Annotated in this window: 27 protein-coding genes; 22 read left to right on the forward strand and 5 right to left on the reverse strand. The window is 62.5% G+C overall.

From position 1 onward, the window contains the following. The first annotated feature begins 2 nt into the window (after nt 1-2). The 6 genes from QNM96_RS17715 (at nt 3) to QNM96_RS17740 (ending at nt 7,903) form a co-directional block, all read left to right on the forward strand. Nucleotides 3-2,999, forward strand: coding sequence for a GAF domain-containing protein (locus tag QNM96_RS17715; protein WP_283838014.1), 2,997 nt, complete (start codon nt 3-5; stop codon nt 2,997-2,999). A 112-nt stretch (nt 3,000-3,111) separates the two neighbouring features. Continuing rightward, nucleotides 3,112-3,252, forward strand: coding sequence for a rubrerythrin-like domain-containing protein (locus QNM96_RS17720; protein ID WP_283838016.1), 141 nt, complete (start codon nt 3,112-3,114; stop codon nt 3,250-3,252). A gap of 3 nt (nt 3,253-3,255) precedes the next feature. Then, nucleotides 3,256-4,548 (forward strand): glutamate dehydrogenase GdhB, encoded by a 1,293-nt coding sequence (gene gdhB / locus QNM96_RS17725; RefSeq protein WP_283838017.1) that lies wholly within the window; start codon nt 3,256-3,258, stop codon nt 4,546-4,548. Between the two features lie 130 nt (nt 4,549-4,678). After that, the gene (locus tag QNM96_RS17730; RefSeq protein ID WP_283838018.1) at nt 4,679-4,975 is read left to right on the forward strand and encodes a hypothetical protein; all 297 of its coding nucleotides are present in this window, start codon (nt 4,679-4,681) and stop codon (nt 4,973-4,975) included. Further along, nucleotides 4,975-5,946 carry a TRC40/GET3/ArsA family transport-energizing ATPase gene (locus QNM96_RS17735; RefSeq protein WP_283838019.1) on the forward strand — a complete coding sequence of 324 codons (972 nt, stop codon included), beginning with the start codon at nt 4,975-4,977 and terminating at the stop codon, nt 5,944-5,946. The genes QNM96_RS17730 and QNM96_RS17735 overlap by 1 nt, the downstream gene beginning before the upstream one ends. 109 nt (nt 5,947-6,055) lie before the next feature. Further along, the gene (locus tag QNM96_RS17740) at nt 6,056-7,903 is read left to right on the forward strand and encodes a carbon starvation protein A (RefSeq protein WP_283838020.1); all 1,848 of its coding nucleotides are present in this window, start codon (nt 6,056-6,058) and stop codon (nt 7,901-7,903) included. A 20-nt stretch (nt 7,904-7,923) separates the two neighbouring features. Here the strand turns inward: QNM96_RS17740 and QNM96_RS17745 are convergent, their stop codons facing one another. Next, nucleotides 7,924-8,649, reverse strand: a complete 726-nt coding sequence (locus tag QNM96_RS17745) for a hypothetical protein (RefSeq protein ID WP_283838021.1) — start codon at nt 8,647-8,649, stop codon at nt 7,924-7,926. Between the two features lie 201 nt (nt 8,650-8,850). Between QNM96_RS17745 and QNM96_RS17750 the strand changes: the two genes are divergently transcribed. Beyond that, a complete protein-coding gene (locus QNM96_RS17750) occupies nt 8,851-9,075 on the forward strand; it encodes a hypothetical protein (RefSeq protein ID WP_283838022.1) in 225 nt (74 codons plus the stop codon). Nucleotides 9,076-9,114: 39 nt separating this feature from the next. Here the strand turns inward: QNM96_RS17750 and QNM96_RS17755 are convergent, their stop codons facing one another. Continuing rightward, on the reverse strand, nt 9,115-10,308 hold the full coding sequence (locus QNM96_RS17755) for a redox-regulated ATPase YchF (protein WP_283838023.1): 1,194 nt from the start codon (nt 10,306-10,308) through the stop codon (nt 9,115-9,117). A gap of 364 nt (nt 10,309-10,672) precedes the next feature. Here QNM96_RS17755 and QNM96_RS17760 point away from each other — a divergent pair, with 364 nt between their 5' ends. The 6 genes from QNM96_RS17760 to QNM96_RS17785 all read left to right on the forward strand — a co-directional run bounded on the left by QNM96_RS17760 (nt 10,673) and on the right by QNM96_RS17785 (nt 15,034). Beyond that, nucleotides 10,673-11,284, forward strand: a complete 612-nt coding sequence (locus QNM96_RS17760) for a hypothetical protein (RefSeq protein ID WP_283838024.1) — start codon at nt 10,673-10,675, stop codon at nt 11,282-11,284. Between the two features lie 302 nt (nt 11,285-11,586). Then, a complete protein-coding gene (locus QNM96_RS17765) occupies nt 11,587-12,186 on the forward strand; it encodes a hypothetical protein (RefSeq protein ID WP_283838025.1) in 600 nt (199 codons plus the stop codon). A 363-nt stretch (nt 12,187-12,549) separates the two neighbouring features. Further along, nucleotides 12,550-13,089: a TasA family protein gene (locus tag QNM96_RS17770; RefSeq protein ID WP_283838026.1), complete on the forward strand. Its 540-nt coding sequence runs from the start codon at nt 12,550-12,552 to the stop codon at nt 13,087-13,089. A gap of 25 nt (nt 13,090-13,114) precedes the next feature. Next, a complete protein-coding gene (locus QNM96_RS17775; protein ID WP_283838027.1) occupies nt 13,115-13,858 on the forward strand; it encodes a TasA family protein in 744 nt (247 codons plus the stop codon). Between the two features lie 7 nt (nt 13,859-13,865). Continuing rightward, nucleotides 13,866-14,411: a signal peptidase I gene (locus tag QNM96_RS17780; RefSeq protein ID WP_283838028.1), complete on the forward strand. Its 546-nt coding sequence runs from the start codon at nt 13,866-13,868 to the stop codon at nt 14,409-14,411. Further along, entirely contained in the window at nt 14,411-15,034 is a 624-nt protein-coding gene (locus tag QNM96_RS17785; RefSeq protein ID WP_283838029.1) for a hypothetical protein, read from the forward strand. Before QNM96_RS17780 ends, QNM96_RS17785 begins: the two co-directional genes overlap by 1 nt. 2 nt (nt 15,035-15,036) lie before the next feature. Here QNM96_RS17785 and QNM96_RS17790 read toward each other — a convergent pair whose 3' ends face one another. The 3 genes from QNM96_RS17790 to QNM96_RS17800 all read right to left on the reverse strand — a co-directional run bounded on the left by QNM96_RS17790 (nt 15,037) and on the right by QNM96_RS17800 (nt 16,570). Next, entirely contained in the window at nt 15,037-15,396 is a 360-nt protein-coding gene (locus QNM96_RS17790) for a helix-turn-helix domain-containing protein (protein WP_283838030.1), read from the reverse strand. A 132-nt stretch (nt 15,397-15,528) separates the two neighbouring features. Next, the gene (locus tag QNM96_RS17795) at nt 15,529-15,807 is read right to left on the reverse strand and encodes a hypothetical protein (RefSeq protein ID WP_283838031.1); all 279 of its coding nucleotides are present in this window, start codon (nt 15,805-15,807) and stop codon (nt 15,529-15,531) included. Between the two features lie 67 nt (nt 15,808-15,874). After that, nucleotides 15,875-16,570 carry a class I SAM-dependent methyltransferase gene (locus QNM96_RS17800; protein WP_283838032.1) on the reverse strand — a complete coding sequence of 232 codons (696 nt, stop codon included), beginning with the start codon at nt 16,568-16,570 and terminating at the stop codon, nt 15,875-15,877. A 151-nt stretch (nt 16,571-16,721) separates the two neighbouring features. Here QNM96_RS17800 and QNM96_RS17805 point away from each other — a divergent pair, with 151 nt between their 5' ends. The 9 genes from QNM96_RS17805 to QNM96_RS17845 all read left to right on the forward strand — a co-directional run bounded on the left by QNM96_RS17805 (nt 16,722) and on the right by QNM96_RS17845 (nt 25,150). Continuing rightward, nucleotides 16,722-17,744 (forward strand): polysaccharide deacetylase family protein, encoded by a 1,023-nt coding sequence (locus QNM96_RS17805; RefSeq protein WP_283838034.1) that lies wholly within the window; start codon nt 16,722-16,724, stop codon nt 17,742-17,744. Between the two features lie 5 nt (nt 17,745-17,749). Further along, the gene (locus QNM96_RS17810) at nt 17,750-18,655 is read left to right on the forward strand and encodes a formyltransferase family protein (protein ID WP_283838036.1); all 906 of its coding nucleotides are present in this window, start codon (nt 17,750-17,752) and stop codon (nt 18,653-18,655) included. Nucleotides 18,656-18,994: 339 nt separating this feature from the next. After that, the gene (locus QNM96_RS17815; protein WP_283838037.1) at nt 18,995-19,606 is read left to right on the forward strand and encodes a translation initiation factor IF-2 subunit beta; all 612 of its coding nucleotides are present in this window, start codon (nt 18,995-18,997) and stop codon (nt 19,604-19,606) included. A gap of 386 nt (nt 19,607-19,992) precedes the next feature. Beyond that, nucleotides 19,993-20,640: an HAD-IA family hydrolase gene (locus QNM96_RS17820; protein ID WP_283838038.1), complete on the forward strand. Its 648-nt coding sequence runs from the start codon at nt 19,993-19,995 to the stop codon at nt 20,638-20,640. A 34-nt stretch (nt 20,641-20,674) separates the two neighbouring features. After that, nucleotides 20,675-21,694: an adenosylcobinamide-phosphate synthase CbiB gene (gene cbiB, locus QNM96_RS17825; protein ID WP_283838039.1), complete on the forward strand. Its 1,020-nt coding sequence runs from the start codon at nt 20,675-20,677 to the stop codon at nt 21,692-21,694. Beyond that, nucleotides 21,687-22,445: an adenosylcobinamide-GDP ribazoletransferase gene (gene cobS, locus QNM96_RS17830; RefSeq protein WP_283838040.1), complete on the forward strand. Its 759-nt coding sequence runs from the start codon at nt 21,687-21,689 to the stop codon at nt 22,443-22,445. Before cbiB ends, cobS begins: the two co-directional genes overlap by 8 nt. Beyond that, nucleotides 22,445-23,065: an NTP transferase domain-containing protein gene (locus QNM96_RS17835; RefSeq protein WP_283838042.1), complete on the forward strand. Its 621-nt coding sequence runs from the start codon at nt 22,445-22,447 to the stop codon at nt 23,063-23,065. Before cobS ends, QNM96_RS17835 begins: the two co-directional genes overlap by 1 nt. Next, on the forward strand, nt 23,056-24,096 hold the full coding sequence (locus QNM96_RS17840; protein WP_283838044.1) for a TIGR00303 family protein: 1,041 nt from the start codon (nt 23,056-23,058) through the stop codon (nt 24,094-24,096). Before QNM96_RS17835 ends, QNM96_RS17840 begins: the two co-directional genes overlap by 10 nt. Then, a complete protein-coding gene (locus QNM96_RS17845) occupies nt 24,086-25,150 on the forward strand; it encodes an aminotransferase class I/II-fold pyridoxal phosphate-dependent enzyme (protein WP_283838045.1) in 1,065 nt (354 codons plus the stop codon). Before QNM96_RS17840 ends, QNM96_RS17845 begins: the two co-directional genes overlap by 11 nt. The last annotated feature ends 3 nt before the right edge of the window (nt 25,151-25,153 follow it).

Below are 25,153 nucleotides of genomic sequence, written 5' to 3' on the forward strand. Positions count from 1 at the left end.
GAATGGAGTTTTCAGACCTCATCGACGATATCCACGTGCTCGTCGTCGAGGCGGCCGACGGTCCGGATAACGATGCGCGTTCGCTCGAGTCGACGCTCGAGAGCGTCGCCGGTGACGTGCCCGTCGAAACCGTCTCGGTCACCCGCGTGGGAACGGTCGCGGATGCGCTAGAGTGCGTCGAGACGGCAACGACCGAACTCGGCCCCGCTCCCGGAGCTGATCTCGCCCCCGGCGATATCGATTGTATACTTGCCGCCGCAGAACTTCCCGACGGAACTGGAGTGGAGTTACTCGAGCGGTTGCAACCCGATCGGTCGACGGCACCGGTTATCCTCTCGCCGTCCGAGGGCTCCGAAACGCTGGCGAGTGCGGCGATCGGTGCCGGCGTTGCCGAATACGTTCCGCGCTCACAATCCGTCGACGAACTTCCCGCGGCCCTCGAGCGAGTGATCGATCGCGAGTCCACGCGTCGCCACGCCCGGGCGTCCCGACGCCGCTTCAGGACCATCTTCGACGACCCGGAGACGTACGCCTGGGAACTCACCCTTGACGGGACCGTTGCTCGAACGAATACGGCCGCACTCGAGGCGATCGATGCGGACCACGCCGAGGTTCGCGGACGGCCGTTCCAGACGACTCCGTGGTGGCGAGTGCAAGACCGCGAATCGATCGAAACGGCGTTCGAACGAGCCGCGTCGGGCGAGGTGGTCGAGCGTGAACTGCTCAGTCAGTACAGCGGTGACGGAGCCGACGACGCAACGGACGCCACGAAACGGGTACTCGAGGTGACGCTTCGCCCCGTTCGCGACGACTCGGGAGCCGTCGTTTCGATAGTTGCCGAGGGAAACGACGTTACCGACCGTATCGAACTCGAGAAGGAACTGCGCGAGTCCGAGGAGCTCCATCGAGTGACGCTCAACCACATGACCGATACGGTCCTCATAACGGACGAGTCCGGTGAGTTCACGTACGTCTGTCCGAACGTCCACTTCATCTTCGGTTACACCGACGACGAGATTCACGAGATGGGATCGATCGAGGAACTGCTCGGCCCCGATCTGTTCGACCGCGAGGAACTCGCGGCCGACGGCGTGTTGACGAACATCGAGTGTACGGCGACGGACAAGAACGGCGACGAACACGCGCTGTTGGTCAACGTTCGCGAAGTCTCGATTCAGGACGGGACGCTCCTCTACAGCTGTCGCGATATCACCACCCGAAAGCGTCGAGAAGAGGCGCTGACGGCACTGCATAGAACTTCCAGACGACTGCTACTGGCGGAAACGCGGGACGAAATCGCCGACATCGTCGTCGAGGATGCCGTCGACGTGCTCGATCTCGAGGCCAACGCCGCGTACCTGTTCGATACCGACGAGAGCGCCATCCGACCGGTAGCCGCGACGAAGGAAATGGAGCGCGCGCAGGGCTCGCTCTCCGAACATCGGGCGACGGCCGATTCGATCGTGGGCCACGCCTTCGTCGAGGGCGAGCGACGGTTTTTCGACGACGTTCGCGAGTCGGAACTGTTGTCGAACGGGGACACGAAGCTTCGCCGCTGTGCGTACGTTCCGCTGGGGGAAAACGGCGTCTTCGTCACCGGATCGACGGCCGAGGGAGGGTTCGACGACGTCACTCGAGAGGTGATCGACCTACTCGCGACGACGGCTGAAGCGGCGCTCGATCGGATCGAGCGCGAGTCTGCGCTCTACGAACAGGAGCGCGAGCTAAAAGATCGAAATCAGCGGTTGACGCGACTCAACCGGATCAACGAACTCATTCGAGAGATCGATCAGGCCATGGTTCAGGCCGAGACCCGCGACGAAATCGAAGCGGCTGTCTGCGACCGACTGACGAGCGCGGATCGGTTCTCCTTCGCCTGGATCGGTGAACTGGACCCCGACGGAACGCGCCTCGAGGCGCGTACACACGACGGCGAGAATCGCGGCTACCTCGATACCGTCACCGGCCCCGTCGACGGGCAAACGGGAGAACCGGCCAGCGACACCGCACAGTCGGGGACCGTCGCGGTCGTCTCGAACGTCGCAGAGGGGATCCACGAGGAACCCTGGCGCAAACAGGCGCTCTCCCAGGAGTTCCAGTCCGCGATCAGCGTCCCGCTTTCCTACGACGAGTTCTCCTATGGCGTGCTCGCGGTCTACGCGGACCGTTCGGCCGCGTTCGACGAAGTGTCCCGCGCCGTCTTCGAGGAACTGGGCGAAACGATCGCGTCGGCGATCGCCGCCGTCGAACGCAAAAACGCGCTACTGACCGTCTCGAGTACGCGCCTCGATCTCGAGGTTGACGACGAGACGTTCGTGTTTCAGCAGCTGGCCAGCCGGGCAAATTGCGAGGTGGCGTTCGACGGCGGCGTCCGTCAGCACGAGGATGGCTCCGTCGTCTCCGTCTTCGCTTCGATCGACGGCGCTCCGGTCGAGGATGTCGCAGCCGCCGCCGAGGATCTCGTCTCGGTCGACGACGTGCAGGTTGTCAGCGGCGGTGTCGGCGCGGGCGAATCGTCCGGCCCTGAAGCGCAGGGAGGCGGATCGATCCTCCTCGAGCTTTCGATGCCGTTTCTCGCCCTGCGACTCGCGGACCATGGCGTCGTCCTTCGACGGGTACGGGCGACGCCGACCGGTTCGCGGATCGTCGTCGACGTCCCGAACAACGTCGATGCGAGAGCGCCGACCCGAATGGTGACGAACAGCTTCGAGTCGGTCGAACTTCGTTCGAAGCAACCCGTCGAACGGACGTCCGCGGGCGACCTGCGAACGGAACTGCTCGAGGAGTTGACCGAGCGACAGCTCGAAGTCGTCCGGATGGCCTACCACGGCGGGTTTTTCGAATCGCCGCGCGAGCAAACGGGCGAGGAGATCGCCGACTCGCTCGATATCTCCCCGGCTGCGTTTTACGGACACAACCGAACCGTCCAGCGAAAACTGTTCTCGCTCCTGTTCGACGAAATCGGCCTCCCGGCGACGGGAACACCTGGGGTTGAATAGTGAACCCCCACCGGGAAGTTGTGCTAGTAATATAACGGATACTGTTATCCTAATATCCCTATTATAATTCTGTACGGACGAACGCCGCGTCTCCGGTTCGTCAGTGATACCTATGAAAGACGTAACTACAGATCCCGACGAGGAATCGACCTACGAGTGTTTCGCCTGCGGTGCGGTCGCCCGAGCGACGTCCCCGATCGATTGTCCGGAGTGTGGCGCCGAGATGCGGAATCGAGAGATCCCGATCGAGTAACTCATGTCCTCGGACCTTTCATCCGAGCCGCCTCGAGCGCAAGCGGCCGCGAACGAGCCGGAAACGGCGCTCGAGACGGCCAGACGACAACTCGCTCGTGCCGGCTCACAGCTCGAGATTACCGACGACGTACTCGAGCGGTTGAACCACCCCGCGAAAGTAACCGAGGTCACCGTCCCGGTCGAACGAGACGATGGGAGCGTCGACGTTTTCACCGGCTACCGAGCCCAGCACGACAGCGTTCGGGGGCCGTACAAGGGCGGCCTGCGATTTCACCCTGACGTCACTCGAGACGAGTGCGTCGGGCTCTCGATGTGGATGACCTGGAAGTGCGCCGTGATGGACCTCCCCTTCGGCGGCGCTAAAGGCGGCGTCGTCGTCGATCCCAAATCGTTAAGCGAGGACGAACGCGAGCGACTGACCCGCCGGTTCACACAGGAGATCCGGGACGTAATCGGCCCGACGCGGGACATTCCGGCCCCCGACATGGGGACCGACTCGCAGGCGATGGCCTGGATTATGGACGCCTACAGCATGCAACAGGGCGAGACCATCCCCGGCGTCGTCACAGGAAAGCCGCCCGCGGTCGGCGGCAGCTACGGCCGCGAAGAAGCGCCCGGACGCAGCGTCGCCATCATCACTCGAGAAACCTGCGAGTACTACGACTCCCCGCTCGAGGACACGACGGTCGCCGTCCAGGGATTCGGTAGCGTCGGCGCGAACGCCGCCCGCCAGCTCGAGGAGTGGGGCGCGACCGTCGTCGCGATCAGCGACGTCAACGGCGCGATTTACGAACCCGACGGGATCGATGTGGCGTCGATTCCGGCTCATAACGAGGAGCCCGAGGCGGTCACCGGCAACGCTGACGACGTCATGCCGAACGAGGAACTGCTCGAGTTAGACGTCGACGTGCTCGTCCCCGCGGCGGTCGGGAACGTCATCACGGAGGCCAACGCCGACGATATTCAGGCCGATCTGGTCGTCGAGGGCGCGAACGGACCGACGACGTTCGCCGCCGATGCCATCCTCGCTGAGCGCGGAATTCCGGTCGTCCCCGATATCCTCGCGAACGCGGGCGGCGTAACGGTGAGTTACTTCGAGTGGCTTCAGGATATCAACCGCCGCGCGTGGAGCCCCGAGGAGGTCAACGCCGAACTCGAGGCCGAGATGGTAACCGCCTGGAACGCGGTTCGATCGGAGGTCGAGTCTCGAGATGTCAGTTGGCGGGACGGGGCCTACATCGTCGCACTGTCACGGATTTCGGAGGCGCACGAGGCTCGAGGTCTCTGGCCATAATCGCGGCCGCGTACCGAACTGAGCGGGGCTTTGAATTCCAGACTCGTCCGTTCCGGCGACCAACCAGTCGCAGAACCACCCACTTACTGACACGACAGCTTTTTGGCTCCGTACCCGAGCATGGTTGCTAATGACGCTTGCAGACCGTATCGCTACCTTTCGGGCGACTCTCGAGGAGTGGCTCCGCGGACTTTATCACGGCATGCTCTCTCACCCGGCCTACGAGAAGATTGAGGCCGAAGCCGAGGATCTCGAGGACGAGTTCATGCTGTCGTGTTTCCCGGACGCCTTTGGCGTTCCGTCGCCTGTCTCGTACTACACGGCCGAACTACTGCCGTACCTCGAGGACGAGTTCGAGGCCTGGGAGCGTCGACTCTGGGATCGGGCATCGCTCGTCGAACGAAAAGGGCGACAGTACCACTTCTGATGGACCGGTACGTCTTCTTCGGCGGGAAAGGCGGCGTCGGGAAAACGACCGTTTCCGCCGCCTACGCCTACAAGTGCGCCGAGGCCGGTCTCGAGACGCTGGTCGTCTCGACCGATCCGGCCCACTCCGTAGGGGATCTCTTCGACCAGCAGTTCGGTGACGACCCGCGGCCCGTCGAGGGCGTCGAGGGCCTCCACGCCCTCGAGATTGATCCCGAGCAGGAGGTTTCTGAGCACCTGACACAGGTCAAGCGAAACCTCTCCCAGCAGGTTTCAGCGGCGATGGTCAACGACATCGACAGACAGATCGAGATGGCCCACGGCACCCCCGGCGCCTACGAGGCGGCGCTGTTCGATCGGTTCGTCGACGTTATGGAGAGCAGCGAGGCGTACGATCGGGTTGTCTTCGACACCTCGCCGACCGGCGGCACGCTCCGATTGCTCTCGCTCCCGGACTACCTCGAGGGATGGATCGATCGCCTGATGGCCAAGCGTCGGCAGAGCATCGACCTCTTCGAGAAGGCGGCGATCGGGAATCAGGAGCCACGTCGGGTGATGGACGGCGACCCCGTACTCGCCCACCTGCAGGACCGAAAGGAGTTCTTCGAGACCGCGGGCGAGACGCTCCGAAACGACGCTTCGTTTTTCCTGGTGTTCAACCCCGATTCGCTCTCGATTCGGGAGACGAGCCGAGCGATCGACGACCTCGCCGAGCAGGGCCTCGAGGTTCGCGGACTGATCGCGAACAGGCTCACTCCCGAGCCGGATCCCGAAGAGGATGGTCGGGGAGCCCGATACCTTCGCGATCGGGTCGAGACGGAAACCAACCGACTCGAGACGGCCGCGGAGGAGCTATCACCGCCGGTCGTCGCCGAAATCGAGACGCAGGTCGAGGAGATCAAAGGTGATCGGCTCGCCCGAGTCGCCGAGGCGCTCGAGATCGACGTACCCCCTTACAAAAATAGCGACTAGTTGTTTCGTTTTGGACGTTTTCCCCTGAATAGTGGCGCAACTCTACCACTCGCTGTTACCATCCCACATGATTTATGTGGGCATAAAATAATCGGGAGGGTAGACACTTATGACAGGGGTAATTTGGATCGTCGCCACTATAGTCACTCTCTTTACGATTGGCTATATCGGGTACGGGCGATACCTCGAGCGATTCGTCGAACTCGACGACTCGCGCGAGACGCCCGCACACAAGTATCAAGATGGACAAGAGTACGTCCCGGCGAAGAAACCGGTCTTGCTGGGACACCACTTCTCGAGCATTGCAGGGGGCGCGCCGATCGCCGGTCCGATCACAGCGGCGCTCGTCTGGGGTTGGGTCCCGGCCATGCTCTGGGTTGCGATCGGGAACCCGCTGATGGGGGCCGTTCACGACTTCATGTCCCTGTCCTCGAGCGTTCGCCATGAGGGGAAATCGATCGGGTACGTGATCGGCCAGTACGTGGGCGAGCGGGGGAAGAACATGTTCCTCTGGTTTGCTTTCCTGGTGATCATCCTTGTCGTGGCTGTCTTCTCCCTGCTGGTCGCGATCATCCTCGACGCGTATCCGCAGGCGGCGACCGCGAGTATTCTGTACATCTTCCTCGCGCTTTTGGCTGGCGTCTGGCTCTATCAGCTCGACCTTCCGTTCGTTGCCGGGACGATCGTTTTCGTCGCTGGCGTGTTCGCCAGCGTCTTCGTCGGGATGGAGTTCCCGATCGCGTTGTTCGAATCCGCCGGGATGCCCGAGAACACGTTCGTTCTCTTGCCAGGTGACGGAATGTGGGTCCCCGGTGCCGCAGTATTCGACAGCGGGAACGTCGCCGCGTGGATAATCGTCTCGCTCGGCTACGCGTTCGTCGCGAGTATCCTCCCCGTCTGGGTGTTGTTGCAGCCGCGTGACTACCTCTCTTCGTTCCTGCTTTACTTCGGTGTCGGCGGGGCGTTACTGGCGGTCGTCGTCGGCACCGCACTCGGAACGCCCGACGAGTCCCTGACGATCGAACTCCCCGCTTACACCGGGTTCTTCGGCGGGGAACTCGTCGGCGAAGCGATGCCCCTGTTCCCGCTTTTGTTTATCACGATCGCCTGTGGGACGATCAGCGGATTCCACTCGCTGGTCTCCTCGGGAACCACGGCGAAACAGCTCAACAAGGAGAGCGACGCCCGCCTGATCGGCTACGGCGGCATGCTCGCGGAAGGATTACTCGCAGCGACGGCGCTCGCCGCTGTTTCGGTCATCGCGATCACCGATGTCGACGATATCGGCGGTATCGCTGCTGCGCTCCCGAACTTCGCCGAAGGCGGTGGGCTCCTCCTCACGGGACTCAACATTCCGATTCAGTACGGTGAGGTGTTCATGGCGCTCGTCTTCGTGAGCTTCCTGCTGACCAGTCTCGACACCGGACTTCGGCTCGGCCGGTACATGGTCGAGGAACTGATCGCGACGCCCGACTCCTCGGCACAGGAGGTCGTCAAGAACAAGTACGTCAACACGGCGATTGCGACGCTGGCCGCGTTTTTGCTCGTCTCGAGCGGCCAGTGGGAGGAACTCTGGCCGCTGTTCGGCGGCGCGAACCAGTTGCTCGCCGCGTTGGCGCTGTTGACGGCGACCATCTGGCTCGCCAACTGGAAGGACTCGAAACAGCTGTTGAGCACGGGTATTCCGGTCGTCGTGATGATATTCATCACGATTCTCGGACTCCTGTGGCTCGCCCTCTACGAGAACCTGTATATGGGTCTGCTTAACTCGGAGTGGATGGCCGAAGCCTCGCTCTTAGAGCAGGTCTCGAGCGGACTCCGGATGCTACTCGCGTTCATCCTAATCTGGCTCGCGATCGCGATCATCAGACTGGGCTGGTCGAACCTTCAGGAGAATCGAGATAACCTGCTCTCGACGGACGAACCGACCAGCGCGACGGGCGAAGACGACGACTAACTCCGACGCGACTCGAACGACTACAGAAACAGCGCCGACCGAACTCGGCTAACTAATCCGCGCTTTTTCTCGATGGGACCCCACAGCGAGAATGCACCGCTGATTTCGGTTCGATCGCTCGCAACGATATCCTCTTCGGCGGGTGCAACCACGCAGAGGTGAACCTCGTAGTGGCCGTGATAGCCGTACTTCAGGAGCGTTCGATCCGAGAATCCCTCGACGAACGAGCGAACGTCAGTCGGAATCTCGGGGGTGACGAGCACGAACGTAAATTCCGTTGCGCGATGTTCGTCGCTCGGGTCGACCCGTTCGTCGGCCAGTTCGTGGCCGAATTCGACCAGTCGCTCGAGGTCGGCGACCGTCACGCTCGAGCGTCGGTCGCCATAGAGGAACTCGCGCATGTGGTGGTTCGCATACTGCACCGAGGGGTGAAACAGGTGTTTGCTGCTCTCGACGCGGAGTTCGCCGTAGAGGTCGAAGGACTCCCCACGCTCGCGGACTTCCTTCTCGAGGTCGTAGGTGTGCATCAGCCGGTCGCTGACCCGATCGAGGTACTCATCCTCCCAGACGGGGACGGCTTCGCGGATTTCGGAGGGAAGTTCGTCGAGATCCTCGCCGAACTCCCCGTCGTCGGCCTCGAAGTCGGAGTTTCCTGCCCCCGCGTTGGTGCAGTCATCGGTGGTCTGTGCTTGGTCTTCTGGTTTCGATTCCCCGTCTTCGGGACTCGTGCCATGTCGTTCACTCATCGACCGTCACCATCCGACGGTTGCTCGAGTCGATTCGTTGCCCCACGACGGTATCCGCTCATGGTGGGTGATACCACGGAGTCACCAAAAACGCGTCGGCGTGTCGTCGCCCGCCGTTTTGCCCCGAAACTGTCCCCGCTGGTTGCTGAGTCTACAGGAGGCTTAAGACGAACAAGTTCGTACGACAGACCAGAGTAACCGATGACGGACGAACGAGAGGCCTGTGGCCGCTGTTCGATGTCGACCGCGGTCGATGTCGCGAACGCGGGCCGGAACGAGGACGAGCGCGCCGCCCGTGACCCCTACGCCGGCGACCGGATCGAAGTCGACGAGGACGAACTCCGTCTCGTGTCGCCAGCCGCCTGGCTTTCGGGCGTCTCGAGTCGACTCAACAGTGCTGTCGATGCCTTCGTTTGGAAGCGATAACAAACCCGCAGTAAACCGACCCTTCAGTTTTTCGCCACCTCAGTTCGTCGTCGTCACTTCGATAACGTCCCGCGACTCGACCTCATAATCCTTGCCGAGCTGTCGGTTCGTCCGACAGTCCGTCGCGTAGAGGAAGCCGTCGCCGATGTCCGAGTGCAGGCTGTAGGCAAAGTCCTCCGCGGTCGAGTTCGGATCGATCAGGTAGCAGTCGGGAAGCACCTCGCCGCGTTCGTTGCCCAGCCCGTTCGCGCCGCCGGGGAACACCGGGATCACGCCGAGCACGTCGAACAGGGCCGTCTCGAGAGCCGCCTGAACGCCGGTCGCGCCGTACTCGGAGAGGAACTCCCGAATCTGCTCGAGTCCTTCTTTCTGCGAGCCGGAGACATCATCCGTAATCTCGAAGTCCTCATCGCCCGGTCGGTAGTCGACGACGCCGGATTTGTCCGCGGACTTGAGCGCCTTTTCGGCGTGGGCGCTGCAGGGAACGATCGTCAGGTGCTCGTACTCCGAATCGGTCGTAATTTCCTCGTAGTTCTCCTGGGCTTCGGGCGTGTCCATCTTGTTCGCCGCGATCACCATCGGCTTGGTCTCCTTGCGGATTTCGCGGGCCAGCTCCAGTTTGTCCTCGTCGTCCCACTCCTCGGGCTCGAAGCCGACGTCGACCCGCCGAATTAGGCGTTTGATCTCGTCTTCGTTGGTCTTGAACGCGCTCATCTGCTCGGCGAGTTCCTCCTCGATGGCGTCGTCCTCGGTCGTGTACCCCGAGGCGTAGCGTTCGATGCCCTTCTCGAGAACGCCGAGGTACCACTGGTCGAGTTCCTCCTCGAGGAAGGCGATGTCCTTTCGCGGGTCGTGGCCCTCGGTGGGTTCGCCCTCGAGGTCGGTTTCGCCCGAGAAGTCGACGACGTGGACGAGTACGTCGGTTTCGTTGAGGTCGGTGAGGAACTGGTTGCCCAGGCCCGCGCCCTCGTGTGCACCGGGGATCAGGCCGGCCACGTCGACGAGTTTCGTCGGGACGAATCGAGTGCCGTGATCGCAGTAGCCGACGTTCGGCGTACACTCCTCGTCGAATTCGGGCGCGGCACACTCGACGCGGGCGTAGGCCTCGCCCACGCTGGGATCGATCGTCGTGAACGGATAGGCTCCCTCGGGAACGTCGTTCATGGTCGCGGCGTTGAAAAAGCTCGATTTACCGACCGATGGTTTCCCCACCAGTCCGATCCGATAACTCATTGTCCGTTGTGGTCGGCCGGTACCTAAACGGGTTTCTGTCCGCCACTGTCGTGTAACGTCACTGCGTACCACGGTTCCCCACTCTCAACGCCCATCCAAAATATCGAATAAACTACTATAATATGTTATTCGAAAGGACTAATTACCATTCTATCATGTATACTATTGCAACGTGTTCGATCTGGAAAGTGATGGTGTGAACACGGCGAACGACAGGAAGACGACGCGGGAAGATCGGTCGAAAACGAATCGGCCGAACATCCGATCGACGGTGAGAGAATCGTTGTCGGGGGCGTCGAACCGAATCGTTCGTCGAGGCCGGTATCACTTCGACCGAACATCGAACTAACCCGAGTGGGGGGCTATGAGCATTTCAAAACAGTACAATCTGCGTCAGCTGGGGGAACAGCACCGACGGGAGGACGGTAATCTGGTCGACCGGGAAGTCGCCTATCAGGCGTTGAGCAATAGACGCCGTCGCTTTATCGTTCACTTCCTGTTACGAGAACGGAAACCGATATCGCTCCGAGTGTTATCAAAACAGGTTGCGGCGTGGGAAAACGCCGTCCCGCGGAAACAGGTCACGTCGAAACAGCGAAAGCGCGTCTACACCGCGTTGCATCAGGCGCACTTACCGAAACTCGATAAGATGGGGATCATCGAGTACGACAATCGAGAAATGGTCGCTCACCCGACCGAGAAACTCGGGACGCTTCGGGTCTACATGGATGTCGTTCCCGAGGACGAGATTCCCTGGAGTGTCTTTTATACGGGTATCGCGCTGATCTTCGGCTCGGGCGCGCTGTTCGGGTGGGCTGGATTCCTCCCCTTCGACGTCCTTCCGGGCTATCTCTGGGCGCTGATAATCTCTCTGATAATAGTCACGACGGGCCTCTTCAACATCCACAGTGAGTATCGGAATCAGCTCGCAGTAGAGGGCCCGCCGCCGGAAGTTGAACGGATCGAACCGTCCTGATGACTCGAGGGATCGGACGACCACTACGGTCCGTTCGGCTACTATGACCCGTTCGACCGCGTAGTATACACCGAATACGAGCAGTATACGATCATTGTCGACCAATAGACACTGTTTGTAGCGTCGCAAACACTCTTTGTCGATTCTGCATATAGTGTATACAAAAGTACAACTCTTCCCTTCTCGAACTCGCGAATGGCAGGTAACGAAACTACTCATCGACACAGCGCTCGGGGTTGTACCGCGTCCGACGGAAGGAATCTGCGTTCGGCCCGCTTCGTGATCGATGAGGGGGGAGATGAATGAGTATTACAGAGCAACAGCGACCACGAACACGGTCCCGATCGAGTACCACTCCGATCGATCGGGAAATCGCGTACCAGGCGTTGAGCAACAGACGGCGACGGTTTACCGTTCACTACCTGATTCAACAGTGGGAGCCGGTCACGCTCCGAACGTTATCCAATCAGGTTGCGGCGTGGGAAAACGCCGTCCCGCGGAAACAGGTCACGTCGAAACAGCGAAAGCGCGTCTACACCGCGTTACATCAGGCGCACTTACCGAAACTCGATAAGATGGGGATCATCGAGTACGACACGAACGAAATGGTTGCCCATCCGACCGACAACATCGAAACGCTTCGGGTCTACATGGATGTCGTTCCCGAGGACGAGATTCCCTGGAGCGTCTTTTATACGGGTATCGCGCTAAGCTTCGGCTCGAGTGCGTTCCTCGGATGGATCGGGCTAGTTCCGTTCTCCGTGATCCCGGGCGGTGTATGGGCGGTACTCACCGCATCGATAATCGTCGCCATCGGTACCGTCAACATCTACAGAAACCGCCAGAATCGCCTCGGAAACGAGGGGCCGCCGCCGGAAGTCGCACACGTCGATCCACCCTGATCGTCCCGTTTCTCGTCATTTTGGCTTGTCTGGACACTCGTCACCTCGATTTGTCCGGACGGCATTAGAGTAACGACCCTGTCCGGATGTCGCCGCTTCGGCCCCGAATGCGGGTGCAATTTGACGGCTCGAGGTATTCTCAGACCGTGTCATAATCGGCTTGCGAGCGGCGTTTTGAAACTGGTCCTGTCGCGATTGATTTTCGCGACAGTACACACCGTTTGTCCTCCCGTAGATCCGTTATACGGGCTGTAAACGATGCGTACCGATTCGTACGATTTCTTTGTAACATTCACAGCTCGTGTATACAAAAGGAGGTCTCGTCCCTCGCCGAAACTGCGTGAAAACGCAACTGAGAGACAGATGACGAAAGAAATCCAACTGACGCGACGGAAGATACTCGCAAGCACAGCACTCATCGGCGGCGCCGGTGCCACCGCAGGCGCAGGCACGTGGGCGTTCTTCAGTGACGAAGAAACCAGCGAAGGGAACACGATTTCCGCAGGCACGCTCGAGCTCGACGTGAACGAAGGCGACGGCTTCTCCTACACGTGGGAAAACGCCGCGCCGGGTGACGAGGAGGAAGTCAGTGTCTCGTTCCAGAACACCGGTTCGATCGACGCCGCGGAGCTGGCGATCGACACCGACGTTTCCGGCGACGAGGATCTCGCGGAGTACATCGACCTCGATCTCGAGTACACTAACGGCGACGATCCGGACGGACAGACGCTCGCGGAACTCGCCGACGGCGAACTCTCGCTTGAAGGAATCTCCGCCGGTGAGGGCGCGAGTATCAGTATCGACGCGACGTTCAACGAGGGGGCGGGCAACGACCTGCAAGGCGCGTCCGTCGAGATCGATCACACGTTCACTCTGCGACAGGAACCCGGCGAGGACGGCTGATCGAGCGGCCGCTTTTTCGATACTTATGACAAACGACTCAAATCGAACATTGACGAGGCGGAGTGCGCTGGTCGGAGTGGCCGGTATCGGACTCGCCTCCGCGGGGGCGGGTGCGGGGACGTTCGCGTACTTCAGCGACGCCGAAACGTCGTCCGGAAACAGCATCCAGGCCGGAACAATGGAACTGGACGTCTCGAACGGCTACTCGTTCGAATACGCGTTCAAGGATGTCGCTCCGGGCGATACGACGGCGCAGGCGTACGTCGGCGACGGATGGGCGAAACGGGACCTCTCGTTCAACGGCGACGCGGTCAACACCGGCAGCGTCGACGCCGCCTGTCTCGCCGTCTACATCGAGCACGAAACGACACCCGGCGAGGGTCGAGACGGCTCGAGTATGGAGGACGAACTCGAGATCGAGGTCCTCTCCTGGGAGGGGTATGACTACGTCGACGGATTCGAAGTGCTCGGCGAGAGCGAGGCCGACCTTCCCGGTGACTTCGGATTCGAAGTCGACGGCGACGACTTTTTCGACGTCTTCGAGGCAGGCGAGTCGCTGACGCTCGCCGATCTCTCGGAGCGGGAGCTCAGGCTCAATCCCTCGCCGCGGACGAACGGTGATCCGTCCTCTGACGGGCGAACGTTCCACTACGACTTCAGGGTCGGCGAAGGGATGGGCAACGAGTATCAGGGGGCCGAACTGGTCACCGACATCCACTTCGCGCTCTTGCAAGACGAGAGCCAGACGTTCGACGGCACGGTCGGGTAACACCATCATGAGTAGGGGGATCAGCAAACGACGGGCGCTTCACGTTTCGGGAGTAGTGCTGTTCGTTGCGCTGTTGGTACCGTTTCTCGTGTTCGCAGTGCCCGACGTCGCCGGGGCCGACGAGAGCTACGTCGTTCTCTCGGACAGCATGAACCCGACGATCGATGCGGGCGACGTCGTGATCGTCCAGGAGCGCGATCCCTTGAGCATCGAAGAAGGGGACGTACTGACGTTCGACGCGGCTGATCCCGACGAGTTCGATGCGGCCGATGGAACGAGCATCGTCACGCATCGGGTCGTCGACATCGAGCAGGCGGACGACAGCCTCAAGTTCGTCACGCAGGGCGACGCGAACAACGCCCCGGATAGCTCCGCGGTCGACGAAGAGCAGGTGATCGGGACTGTCGCGTTTTCGATTCCCTCCATCGGGCGCGTCGTCTCGTTTGCAGGGACCCGAACGGGGCTCGCGCTCTTCGTCGTCGTTCCGTGTGCCTTGCTCGTCGTCAACGAACTGTACGAACTCACGGTGAGCGACGAGGGAGGAGAGAGCTGATGGGACGGGTCGCGACCGTATTCAAGCTGCTCGTCCTCTGGGCTGCTGTCCTCATGCTTGTGAGTTCCGTTGGCTTCTCGGGGGCGTACTTCAGCGACCAGTCCTCGAGCGACGCCGCGCAGATTACGGTAGCGGAACTCGAGCCGTCGGACGGAGCCCTCAAATTCACGCCGAAGTCGCTCTCGACAACTAATCAGGGAATCACGACGATCCACCTCGAGCGACCGCCCGATTCTACGATCGATTCCGAGACGGTCGTCGTGACCGTCGGCGGCGACCCGGTCGATGCACCAGTGCGTACCTGCAATCCGCAAAAATGCCTGTTCGAGCCGACCGCACAGGACATCGTCGACGCCGGGGGCGTCGGCGAGCCGTTGCTCGTAGTGACGGCCGAACTCGAAAACGGTGCCGAACTCGAGGCCTCGACGACCATCGAGGTCTTCGAACCGCGCGCCTCGAGCGACGGACCGGATTCGTCCGATTGGAGGGAAGTTGACTCGAGCGCTGGTTCGGCGAACGACGGTACCGACGGCGACCGTGAGACAACTCACGCCGACGAAAACGCGAGCGATGACGATTCCGAGGAGTCCGCGAGCGTGATCGCGGATCGGCCGCCGCAGTAGGGTCAGGGCTCGTCGATGGTGATCGCCTCGAACTCCCGCTGGTCCGTGATCGTTCCCGCTCTGATCGCTCGAACGATTCGGATGCCCGCCTGTTTGATGCGATACCCTCCGTCGACTCGTTCGATGAACTCGACGTCCCGGAGCGTCCGAAAGTGGTAACTGAGGTTACCTGAATCCCGGCTGAAATTGCCCGAGCGTCGCTCGGCGACGCGGTCGGCCAAGTCGGAATAGGCCAGGAGATCACCTGCGAATTCGTCGGCCGATTGCGTCCGCTCGAGAACATCCAATACGGTGAGCCGGAGGTCGTGACTGAGCACCCGAAACACGTCACCGGGCAATTCGTCACCGCACTCTCGGCTCATCCACAATCCTGTAAATCGGCACAGTTGAAACTATTGAAGATATACTTCTAATCATGTGTTCTGAAAGTCATGACGAGGGTATCACGCCTTGGTATCTTAAGAAGAACCCTTACCAGCAATAGTGAATTTAACCTATCCAACAATTTCTTTCCAGCTCCAGGCGGCGAGTGCGATCACGGCGAGGGCGATCACGAAGAAGATGCCCCATTGCTGGGTTTCGGTTTCCGCGAAGGGAGCGAAGACATCCACCACACCGGTCGCCTGCATCATTCCGATCACGATCGCCAGCAACGTGAATATCGAGACGACGGCGACCCCGATCCAGTTTCGAGCCATCCCCTTGCCCTCCTGCTCGGCCTCCTCCACGTCATGCGTCGGTTTTTCGGTCGGCTCTCGATCGGGTTCGGACATGTTCTATCCTATACCGGATAGACGTGAAACAGTTCCACCTGCAGCTTCAGGGTGGAAACGCTTCCCTTTAGCCGGGTAGCCACCGCTCTCGTGTCCGGTACAGCGTCCCCCGGACGATCGGGTTGACGGGAAAGACGCCGAACTCGAGTCGCTCGAGTTCCCCGGCCGAAAACTCGTCGCGGCAGACGAATCGTTCGACCGTCTCCCGATTTAACTGACAGCCCCCGGCAAGTCGCTCCCACAGCGGGTTCAACAGGTTCTGTCCCGCGCCCTGCCAGCCGTCGGCGTGGACGTGTTCGAGAAAGCGGAACTCGCCGCCGGGTTCGAGAACCCGGGCAACTTCCTCGAGTGCGGCGTCGGGGTCCTGAATCGTACAGAACACGAGTCCGGAGAGTACCACGTCGAAGCTATCGTCGGGATAGGGAAGTGACTCCGCGCGTTCGTCTCGAAGAACCACCTCGAGTCCGGCCTCGGTCGCGCTACGACTGGCTCGCTTGCGCATGTGCGGATCCGGTTCGACGGCGTGGTACTCGAGGGGTTGTTCGGGGTCGTTCTCCCGTTCGTCCACGACGTGGGGGAACATGGCTCCGGCACCCGCTCCAACGTCGAGAACACGACCTTCGAGGTCGGTTGCGAGATATCGGCGGTGTGGTGCCAGTAGCCACTCCATCGGCGAGAGCCCGTCGTACAGCGTCGCAAACAGCGGGTGTGAAATCTCCTCGGTAGCCATCGGCGTGTGGTGGCTCTCGAGGCGAAGTCGCATATAATTCGGGGTCGACCGTCGTGCTGGGTCTGGTTCTCGGCCGGTAGTGGTCCTCTCGGTTGCTCGCCGACCCGAGCCCGACCGCTCTCGGGAGTCCGCTGTCTGAAAATCGACGGTGTCTATTTAGTTCTCGTTGGGGTGACCTTTCGGTATGGCTTCACGCGGAGACGGCGCGTACACGTTCGCGGTCTGTCTCACCCACGATATCGACCGCGTTTACAAAACGCCACAGAACTACCTCTTCAACTGTCTCGAGCAACGAGACCCTCGGGAGCTGACCGGCCTACTCGCCGCGAAAAACCCCTACTGGCAGTTCGAACGAATTATGGCCCTCGAGTCGATGCTCGGCGTTCGGTCGGCGTTTTACGTCCTCGATGAGCGCCACATTACGGAGCGACCCAAGTGGGAGTGGGCGACGCTCTCGGGCTGGAGCCGGTACTCCGGCCGGTACGACGTGACCGACCCGCAGCTGGTGTCGACGCTCGAGAGCCTCGAGAACGGCGGCTGGGAGGTCGGGTTACAGGGATCGTACACGTCGCCGAGAGATCCCGCTCGGCTCCGATACGAGAAAGAGCGCATCGAGGACGCGACGGAACGACCCGTTCGCGGGAACCGCCAGCACTATCTCAACCTCTCGAAACCCCAGACCTGGGAGTTCCACCGGGAAATCGGCCTGGACTACGACACCTCGTTGGCAGACCCGCACAGTCTCGACTTCCAGTACGGCCACGAACTGCGCCGGCCCTTCGACGACGAGTTCGTCGTCTTCCCGTGGACGATAATGGATCAGACGACGATGGAGTCCGCGCGGACGATGTCGGGGATCAAGGACAACGTCGAACGGATCCTCGAGGAGGTGCGCGAGGAAAACGGCGTTCTCGTGCTGGACTGGCACCAGCGGACGTTCTACGACTCGGACTTCCCCGGCTGGGGGAGCATCTACCGCTGGGCGATCGAACGCGCCCTCGAGATGGGCGCGTGGGTCGGTCCGCCGCGGGAGTTCTACGATGCGACGAGCCACCCGGACGGAACCGTCGAGGAAACGCTCGAGACACTGGCAAACGATGAAAGTGCCCGAATCGGATCGAACGGCGAACGGGTTCGAACGGCGTCGAACGAGATCCGCGACGGTACCGCCCTCGAGGAACCACCGTACACTCAATCGAGCGAATGAGCCGCATGGATCCGAGCGGGGCGGCGGATCGCGAGTGCGAGACGGGTCCCGAAACCGGCCCTCGGCGCGTCTGTATCCTCGCCGATTCCTACCTCGAACGCTGGCAGATCCTGGCCCTCGAGCGGGCGATCGAGCGAACCGACGTCGAAATTCCGCTCGTCTTCGTCGCGGACCCCGACGACCACGACGTCGATCCCGAAGCTGCCGCGTCGGTCGTCAACGGCGGTCTCGGGGTCGACGCGCTCCGGCTGGGCGCGAATCTCCTCGCTCGAGAGCGGGCCTGGACGCTGGTCGTCGCCGAGCGGAAGCTGGCCGAACTGATCGGAAACGAAACGCATCCGCTTGAGCACCGACAGCGAGTCGAGGAGGTGGACTGTCTCGAGGAGTCGACGATCCGACGGGTGAGGCCGATTCGGGACGGCAACTGGAACGAGCTTCCCGAATCGGCCGTCGAAGCCGCCACAGAGCGGTGTGACGTCGTCGTCAGGTTCGGCTTCGGGCTGATTCGCGGCGAGATCCTTTCGGCGACCGACCACGGCGTGTTGAGTTTCCACCCCGCGGATATCAGGCGGTATCGCGGCCTCGGCCCGCCGAAGGTGTTCGTCGATGGTCGCTCGAGAATCGGCGTGACGCTTCAGCGGCTCTCCGAGGAAATCGACGGCGGCGAAATCGTCGCGGAGGATTCGATTCGTATCGACGACTGTCCGACGCTGTGGGACGTCTACGACCGGGTCCACGAACTCGAGGTCGAGTTGCTCGCGACCGGGATCGAGTCGCTTCGAGATTCGAGCCTCGAGTCGACCGTGCCCGACTCGCTCGGACCGTACTACTCGACGAAATCGCGGCGGGAAGTCGGGTTCGCGTTTCGGGCCCTTGCGAAGAACATTCGTGGTCGGGTTGCCAGCTCGTGACGGGCCTAGCACAACTTTTTGGTATTACCGTGTCTGAGCACAAGTACGCGCGTGACCGAAAAAGGACAGGCGACCACTCCGAAGGACCTGCGTGAGAAGTCTACTCTCGATCCACCAAGTCTGGGAAACTGACGCAGTCATCACATCCAACGGGGCTGTCCGAGACGCCGGTATTAACACCGTTTGGGAGTAGGGAGTTCATTGCTATCTCCGGCGGCACTGTCGCTGGCGCTATTTTCAAGGGGTGATTTGGGTATCTAGCGATAGGGCGAACGGCTCCACTCGAACCACGAACACCATAGCAGAACGGATTTACGTTCCCGTGGCTTTTGCCCGGATATGGATTACGAATCGAGTCTCGACCGAGCGATGGAGAACGTCCCCGATATCGGGGGCGACGAAGAACGGTTACAGATTCCCGATGCACAGCCACAGAAAGACGGTGCGTTCACCCGCTTTACCAACGTTGGCGAGGTCGCCGACGTGCTCTCTCGAGAGACCGAGCACCTCCACCGGTTCGTCCAGCGGGAACTGGGAACCAGCGGAAAACTCGAGGGAGGTCGTGCCCGATACAACGGGACCTTCTCCCAGACGGACTTCGACGCCGTGGTCGATTCCTACGTCGAGGAGTACGTTCTCTGTTCGGAGTGTGGCCTGCCCGACACCCGTCTCGTCCGCGAGGACCGCACGCCGATGCTTCGCTGTGACGCCTGCGGTGCGTTCCGCCCCGTCACCAAACGCTCCTCGAGCGCCCAGCAACAACAACAGCGCGAGGCCGTAGAAGAGGGCCAGACCTACACCGTCGAGATCACTGGCACGGGTCGCAAGGGAGACGGCGTGGCGGAGAAAGGCAAGTACACGATCTTCGTCCCCGGCGCGGAGGAAGGCGACGTGGTCGACATCTACATCAAGAACATCTCGGGCAACCTCGCGTTCGCCCGTCGAGACTAATCTGTCGGAACCGATCCGTGGGATCTGTCGGAATCGGTCTGTAGGCTTTTCCAAGCGCCGTATATCGGTTTCTGGCGGCCGGTTTCGACCGCTAATATTTTGCTCCCGGTAGCACGTTCCCGCCACGGGGTTGGTTCTCCCTCGAGTTCGATGTTACTCTCCTGTCGTCACTCGAGGCGGACCGCCCCTCGCCGATCGCGGGTCACTCCGTTCGCGGGTCGTTTCTTTCCCCGCTCATCGTTCGAGGGCTTCACTCCGTTCAGCCCCCGAATCCCCCGCTTACGCCCTCGAGGTGCTCGCGTCGTTCGATCGGTTCCTCTCCGACTCGTCCCGAAGAGCGGCGGCCGACCGCGAAACTAAAGTCAGCTTGTTCCAGTTACACGCACGTGGGAGTTACGTTCGATCTGTTCGACACGCTCGTGACCGCGACGAAACCCGAGGATCCGGCGGCGGCGGTCGCCGCGGAACTCGAGGAGCGAGGCGTCGACGTGCCGCCCGACTGGGGCGATGCATACACCGAAATGCACATCGACACACCCGAGGGCGCGGAGGTTCCTCTCCCGGCCCACGTCGCTCGAGCGCTCGCGAGCCGCGGCGTGGACTGTCCGTCCAACGCCGCCCGACGGGCCGTCGTGGCCGCCTTCGATCCCGACGTCGAGACCAGAGACGGCGCTCTCGAGGCTCTCGAAGCCGCTCGAGCGCGCGGCCCGGTCGGTCTCTGTTCGAACTGTAGCGTTCCCGAACTCGTCGGCCGGACGTTGGTCAGGGCCGACGTGAGTCGGGACGATTTCGACGCCGTCGTGACGAGCGTCGGCTGCGGCTGGCGCAAGCCCGCCCCCGAGATGTTCGAGGTGACCGCTGATCGACTCGGCGTCGAGCCATCGACACTCGTCCACGTCGGCGACGACCCGGCGACGGACGGCGGTGTCGAGGCTGTCGGCGGAACCGCACTGCTACTCGGGGGGAACTCGTCTGCGGGCGTCTCGCTCGAGGAGATTCCCCGGCTACTCGAGGAGGATGAACTGTGGGAGTGACTCCCTGTGAGCTCCACTCGAGGGGGAAACTGCGATGTCCCTGACGACGCCTGCGGTCATCGCGTTGGCGTTCACCTTCGATCTGCTGATCGGCGAACCGCCGAACAAGGTCCATCCGGTCGCGTGGTTCGGCCGTCTCGTCGGCGCAGTCGACCGGGGTTGGGGCGGCGACGACCGTCGTCAGCGACGAATCGGCGTCGTCATCGCGCTCGTCCTCCCACTCATTCCCGTCATACTCGCCGTCCTCGCCGTTTCCGCGGCGACTCTCGTCACTCCCGCACTCGGCGCGCTCGCCGCCGCGCTCGTCCTCTTTTCGGCGACCAGCCTGCGGCTCCTCCTCGAGCTCACCGGCTCCGTTCTCAAGGCGACGGAGACGGACCCCGAACGAGCCCGCGAGGAACTCCGAGGGCTCGCCGGTCGGGATGCGGCGGAGTTGTCGCCGGCCCAGATTCGGAGCGGGGCGACCGAAAGCGCCGCCGAAAACCTCTCGGATGGATTTGTCGCGGCGTTGCTTCCGTTCGCGGTGCTAGCTCCCGTTTCGTTGCCGGCGGCGGCCGGAGCCGCGGCCTGGATCAAGGGCGTCAACACCCTCGACTCGATGCTCGGTTACCGATCGAAGCCGATCGGAACCGCGAGCGCGCGTCTGGACGATCTCGTCATGTGGGTTCCCGCGCGTGTGACGGCGTTCTGTCTCGCGGTCGCGACGGCCGATCCGGGTGCGCTACGTTGCGCTCGTCGCTGGGCTCGCGTTCCGTCCTCGCCCAATTCGGGCTGGCCCATGGCGACGCTCGCCTGCGGCCTCTCGGTTCGACTCGAGAAGCCGGGCGCGTACGTGCTCAACGACGGTTCCGGGACCGAACTCCCGACCGTCGAAGACGGCGAACGAGCCGTTACAGTGGTGGGAGTCGCCGCTGCTGTCGCCGTCGGGATCGCCGTTCTCCTGGCGGCAGTATCTGGCGCGATCGGCAACCATGGTGGCATGCTCGTCCTTGAGTCGGCGCTCGAACTCGAAGCAATTACGTTTCCCTGGGAAAGGGTAGGATATAATGAATAAGTGGATCAGTGCGCTTCGGGGTGCTTTCGCCTTTCTTACCCGGCTTCCCGTCCCGCAAGCCGAGGGCGATTGGGACGCCTTTCTCTCGAGGCCGTGGACCTTCCCGATCGTTGGATACGTGGTCGGATGGCTGGTTGCAATTCCCGTGCTCCTTTCGGGGTATCTCCCTGCAGCGGCGGTGGCGTTCGGGTACCTCCTCGCAGTGTATGCGGTGACCGGAATTCACCACCTCGACGGCGTGGCGGATCTGGGCGACGCGCTGGCCGTCCACGGCGATGTCGATCGACGTCGGGAAGCGTTGAAAGATACGACGACGGGTGTAGGCGCGATCCTCGCAGTTTCGCTCGTCGCGGCGGGACTCGCGTTCGGCGGACTCGCGCTGACAGAACTCGACGCGCTCACCGCCGCCGGTATCGTCGTCGTCGCGGAGATCAGCGCGAAACTCGGGATGGCGGCGATGGCCTGCCTCGGAAGCACGGAATACGAAGGGATGGGCGGGACGCTCACCGGTGCGGTCGGTCCCCTCGGGTTCGGTATCTCCCTGCTCGTCGCTCTCTCTATGATCGGCCTCACGTGGCCGACTCCCACTGCGGTCGCGACGGTCGCGGGAGCGCTCTTCGGCGTCGGGCTCGCGTGGTTCCTCGCGGTTCGACATCTCGGTGGTCTCAACGGCGATATCTTCGGTGCCGCGAACGAAATCGGTCGCGTCGCCGCTATCCACGCCGGGGTGATCGCGTGGATGCTCTTATAATGTGTGGCGGTCAAGGCACTCGCCTCGAGAGTCCACACGAGAAGCCGCTCCACCCGGTCGACGGGACGGCGATGATCGACCACGTTCGTCGCGCGCTCGAGTCGAGCCGCGTCGAGTCGATCTACGCCGCGGTCTCGCCGAACGCGACCGAGACGGCGGCTCACCTCGAGGCCGTCGGTGGGATCGAAACGATCGAGACCGCCGGCGACGGATACGTACCCGACTTGATGACCGCGCTCGAGTACTCCGAACTAACGCCACCGGTGCTAACCGTAGCCGCGGACCTCCCCGCGCTCGAGGAACCCGTCGTCGACCGACTCCTCGTGCGCCACGGCGACGATACCGACTCCCGGACGATCTGTGTCCCCGCGGCTTTGAAACGTCGACTGGGCATCCGCATCGACTCGCGACTCGAGGACGCACCCCACCTGGTGCCGACTGGGGTCAACGTCGTCGGCACCACTTCCCAAGATATGACAGACGTAAGCTACGACCCGCGATTGGCGATCAACGTGAATCGACTGGAAGAGACGCGAGTTGCGTCCGAAATTCGATCAGATCGAGCTGGCGAGCGAATTCGATCGGATTGGGTCGGAAAGCGGGGTGACCCGTGCGAGTAGTTCTCGCCGCCGGCGGCACCGAAACGGCGCTGATCGACGGCATCAGTGCGGCAGGTGCCACGCCGGAGCTGATGGCACACACGCCGCCCGCGGACGCCGAAATCGTCGTCTACGGGGAGCCGACGGCATCCCCAGTGACGCCCGTCAGTCCGAACGGCTGTCCGACGCCCGCCGCGATCACGCGAGCCGTCAGGGAAGTCGTCGGATTCGATCTGACCGTCCTCGACGCGGGACTTCCCGAGTCGACGGCCGCACCGACCGTATCTCTCGAGGCGGCGCCTGGAAACGACATCCGATCCGCGGAGGCCGTTCCCGACGCGACGGCGATCTACGACCGCGCTCGGGAGTTCGGCGCGAGCCTGCCGGATGACGAAATCCTGGTCGGCGAGACGATTCCCGGCGGAACGACGACCGCACTCGGCGTCCTGACGGCGCTCGGCGAGCCCTCGAGCGTCTCATCGTCGCTTCCGACGAACCCGATCGAGCGCAAACACGCCGTCGTCGACGAGGCGCTCGCCGCGAGCGGTCTCGCCGTCGGTGAGTGTGCGGACCAGCCCCTCGAGGCGATTCGACGGGTTGGCGATCCGGTCCAGGCCGCGACGATGGGTGTCGCTGCGGGAGCGCTCGAGGCGGAAACGTCGGTGACGCTTGCCGGCGGAACCCAGATGGTGACCGTCGCCGCCGTCTTGGACCACCTCGGGATCGACGACGAACTATCCCTCGCGACCACGTCGTTCGTCGCCGACGAGCAAGCCGGCTCGCTCGGGGAAGCCTGCTTTCGCTTGAACTGCGAGCTGATCGTCACCGATCCCGGTTTCGACGACTCGGATCACGTCGCGATGGAACGGTACTGCGCCGGCGAGGCCAAGGAAGGCGTGGCTATGGGCGGCGCGCTCTCGCTCGTTCCCGATGGGGAGCTTCCGGCAGTCAGAGACCGTCTCGAGGTCGTCTGTGATCGGCTCGGAATCGAGGCGTCAGGTGGCGAGCAACTCTCCTCCGAGACGGACGAAGGAACGACACATGGATCCTGACTCGGTTCGCGAGGGACAACGAGTTCCCCACGGCGGCGAACCCGACAAAGAAATTCTCGATGCGTCGGCGAACACGAACCCGTTCGTTCCCAACGGCGTCGAGGAGGTCTACGCGGACGCCCTCGAGGATTCGCGTCGCTACCCCGACGACGAGTATCCCGAGTTCCGGGCGGCGGCCGCCGAGTACGTCGGTTGCGAGAGCAAGAACGTCGTCCCGACGCCGGGCGGGCTGGCCGCGATTCGGCTCGCGATGGAGACGGCCCTCGAGCCCGGCGACAGGGTGCTCTTGCCGTACCCGAGCTTCGGAGAATACGCCAGAGAGGTTACGTTACAGGGGGCCGTCCCCGTCTTTGCGCCCCACGACGCGATGCTCGAGGCGACGACGAACCTGCTCGAGTCCTGTGCGCTCGCGGTGGTCTGTACGCCGAACAATCCCACGGGGGACGCCGCGGATCCGAACGCGCTCGAGACGTTTGCGAACCGCTGTGGGGAGGCCGGGACGACGCTACTCGTCGACGAGGCGTTCCTCGGGTTCACCGATTTCCCCTCCGCAGTCGGCCAACTCCAGCGGTCGGGCCAGCGCTGGGAACACGTCGTCGTGGCTCGTTCGCTCACCAAACTCTTCGGACTGCCGGGAATCCGGGCCGGCTTCGCGGTGGCCTCGGGAGAACACGCAGAACGCCTCGAGACGGCCCGTCGAGCGTGGTCTCTTGGCACGCCAGCGGCTCGCGTCGGCGCGTACTGTCTCGATCAGGATGCGTTCGTCGCGGAAACACGCGAGCGCGTCGAACGCGAACGCGAGCGGATGCGCGACGCGCTGGAGTCCCGGTTCGACGTGTTTCCGTCGGACGCACCATACCTCCTGTGTGACGTCGGCGACGAGGACGTTCCGTCGATCATCGCGAGCGCACGCGATCGCGGTGTCGCGGTCAGGGACGCGACGACGTTTCGGTCGCTCGAGTCCCACATTCGGGTCGCGGTGAAAGCTCGAAGACGAAACGATCGAGTGCTCGAGGCGCTGGACGTCGAACCCGCGGAGGGTGTGAGATGGTGACGG

Origin of the sequence: Halostagnicola sp. A-GB9-2, assembly GCF_030068615.1 — an archaeon.
Classification (GTDB): domain Archaea; phylum Halobacteriota; class Halobacteria; order Halobacteriales; family Natrialbaceae; genus Halostagnicola.